This is a genomic window from Sphingobacterium endophyticum (assembly GCF_009733535.1).
In the GTDB taxonomy this organism is placed as follows: domain Bacteria; phylum Bacteroidota; class Bacteroidia; order Sphingobacteriales; family Sphingobacteriaceae; genus Sphingobacterium; species Sphingobacterium endophyticum.
Genome location: NZ_SMMI01000039.1, coordinates 1 through 3,274, shown reverse-complemented (window position 1 = coordinate 3,274; position 3,274 = coordinate 1). Strand labels below are relative to the sequence as shown.

The 3,274-nt window shown below is 40.0% G+C and carries 1 protein-coding gene; it reads left to right on the top strand.

Annotation, left to right across the window (positions count from 1 at the left end):
* The first annotated feature begins 439 nt into the window (after positions 1-439).
* Positions 440-3,115 carry a DUF7133 domain-containing protein gene (locus tag E0Y80_RS20485; protein WP_156309504.1) on the top strand — a complete coding sequence of 892 codons (2,676 nt, stop codon included), beginning with the start codon at positions 440-442 and terminating at the stop codon, positions 3,113-3,115.
* Positions 3,116-3,274: the final 159 nt, after the last annotated feature.

The window sequence follows — 3,274 nt, the reverse complement described above, 5'->3', positions numbered from 1 at the left end:
GTATTGCCGTAACAGGTGGGAGAGTAGGTCGGTGCCTAATTTTATACAAGGGGCCCGCTGTCGTAAAGACAGCGGGCCCTTCTGTTTTTATATCCCCCAAAAAAACAGACATGCCACGACCGCTCGTTTTATAAAATCTCATGTCTCCTATCTTTTGTCTAACTATTAGATATTAACTATTTTTTCACTTTACCAATATCCAATCAATTTCAGTTAACATACAGTTAGTAATAGCAGAAATTTATTTCCAATTTTATTAGAATGCATAATTAGGTTTGCAGGTAACTTATGATTGCTAGTAAGCATTTTTTTATTAAAATATTTCGATCTTTAATGTCCCTATATTTTTACTAAATCTCGTTTATTATTTTCTTATCTTTCGCAAATTCTAAATCTATAGCTATAATTTATAGTAAATAATTCAATCAATACCTTACAAATGAAAAGGACATTTAATTTATTGTTTCTCTTTCCTATATTGATGGGCTTTACCCATAATGTTGATAAAGCAGAACAAAGCAAACAAAGATCAAAAATTTTCAGTCAAAATGCGGTTTATTCAACTCAGGATACGTTAAAGAGAGTTGATGGAGGTCCTTCTGATTTAATTCTAACTTCTTTTACTGGTCCAGATTTAACTCCTAGTCCAGCATGTTTGGCCGTAGCACCAACCGGTGAACTTTATGTTGGTGTCGATATGATCGGTTCACTAGGTAAGGATATGGGCAAAGGGTTTATCCGCCGCTTTGTGGATAAGGACAATGATGGTAGCATGGATGGACATACTGATTTTGCCCGTGTAGATAATCCAAGGGGAATATTTGTCCTTGGCGACAAAGTGTACGTGATGCATACCACATTTGATGAAAAATCAGGTATAGCGTCAGGAATGGACTTGGTCGTTTTTGAAGATAAGGATCAAGATGGTGTTGCTGACGGTAGCCCAACGGTTTTGGTCAAGGGCGTCAGTAATGCAAAATATATTCAGGAAAGAGGTACCGACCATGCCACTAACGGTATTCGCATGGGAATTGATGGCTGGATCTATATTGCCGTAGGCGATTTCGGATTCCATAACGCTACCGGCACTGATGGTAGGAAATTGATCAGTTTGGGTGGTGGTATTTTAAGAGTAAGGCCTGATGGAACGGAGATGGAAATGTATACGCATGGACTGCGTAATATTTATGATGTAGCCATTGATCCTTATATGAATATTTTCACTAGGGACAATACCAATGATGGTGGTGGCTGGGATATTCGTTTCTCGCACCAGGTACAATCTGGCGAGTATGGATATCCATTGCTGTTCCAGAACTTCACTGAAGAAATAATTCCAGCTTTAGCGATGCTTGGTGGGGGTTCGGGTACGGGATCTTTATATATGGAAGAAGATACCTGGCCAGCAAAATACAACAAAGTTCCAATGATGGCTGACTGGGGCAGGAATTTCCTTTATTTGCACCATGTTACTGCTGATGGGCCTAGTTTCAAACAAAAAGAAGAAGAATTTATTAAGCTGCCACAGATTACGGATTTGGATGTCGATGGTTCAGGCAGGTTATATCTGTCGGCTTGGGATGGCGCAGGCTATTCGGGTAACCCTGATAAGGGTTATGTTATCCGCGCCGTACCTGAGGGATGGACGTTTAAGGCCTTTCCAGAAGTTAAGAAAGCTAGCATTTCCGACCTAAAGGATTTATTGAAATCCGGAAGTTCGACTACACGATTATATGCTTCACAAGAATTGGTTTCCCGGGCTGGGCAAGAATCAGCGAATGCTGCACTGGAAATTGCTAAGGATAAAGAATTGCCATTGGCTACTAGGGTTGCAGGTATCTATACATTCGGGCAAATTGCAAAGGATAAGTCGATCAATGATCTAGTTGAATTGGCGAAGGAGGATAACATTCGTGAATATGCGTTGAGGGCATTAACAGATCGTCTGGGCACGATCGATCAGGTGCCGATCGATCCATTCATTGCGGGGTTAAAAGATCCAAATGTAAGAGTTCAAACGGTTTCTGCAACCTCGTTAGGCCGTCTAGGACGTCCTGAGGCAGCAAATGCATTGTTGCAAATTCCTGTACCTGCTTCATTTGTTGCTCCTGCTAAAGGAGTTGAAGGACCCCATCAAGTTCCAAATTCAGCCATCGTACTTCCGCATGTTGCCGTAAGATCGTTGGTTAAATTAAATGCGGTCAATCCAAGTGTGATGTTTTTGGGGACAGAAAGTCCAGATTTGGCTTTATGGGCATTGCGCTACATGCATGATCCAAGAGCAGTTGAAGGTTTGATCAACGCTTATGGAAAGACAAAGGATCAAAAATTAAAAACTAAAATTCTGACTACCCTAGCCAGGCTGTACAAGAAAGAGGCTGCATATGATGCATCGTGGTGGTGGGGAACTCGGCCTGATTCTCACGGACCATACTATAAAGCTGAAACGTGGGAGTCCTCTGCAGTAATAGAGAAATTCCTATTGGCTGAAAGTGCTAGGGGAACTGCAGGAAATAAGCAGTTCTATGCCGATCTGAATGAGAAGTTTAGAATGGAGGTCCCTGGCTTTGAAATTGTAAGCAAGGCAGTTGCAGTAAAACAGCCCGTTGAAAAGAAAGTAGATCTAGAAAAGATAAAAAGCCAAAAAGGGCAAGTAGGAAAGACTTCTATAGAAGATGTGCTGGTCGCACTTAAAAAAGTAAAAGGTGATCCAACAAAGGGTAAAGCTTTATTTACAAAACAGGGATGCCAGGCCTGTCACAGCCTTTCCAAGAGCGAGCCGATGAAAGGTCCTTTTATGGGCCAAGTTGGTGGAATTATGAATAGGGAGCAAATTGCAGAATCTATCTTAAAACCAAATGCTTCAATCTCACAAGGATTTTCAACAGTCCTTGTAAGTACAAAGGATAAGAAAAGTTATATGGGCTTTGTAACTCAGGAAACTTCCGATAAAGTTGTATTGAGAGATATCGCTGGGAATGTCAATACCGTGAAAAAGAGCAATATCGCCAGTAGAAAAGAAATGCCTAATTCTATGATGCCGGCAGGACTGGCGAATTCCTTAACAATTGAGGAATTTGCTTCACTTGTTTCATTCCTTGAAAAGCAGAAATAGAGATTTTATTATAAAAAGATCAAAAAGCTACGCGAAAGCGTAGTCATGGTCGGAAGATTTTCTTCCGACTTTTTTGTTTTTTATATGTGCAAAAATAATTTTATAATTATTTGATAATCAAATAATTAACTTGTTTTTATCGTTTAAATTTTGTATTTT

Coding starts and splice junctions, on each gene's coding strand:
- E0Y80_RS20485 (WP_156309504.1), top strand. CDS start 440: ATGAAAAGGACATTTAATTTATTGTTTCTCTTTCCTATATTGATGGGC.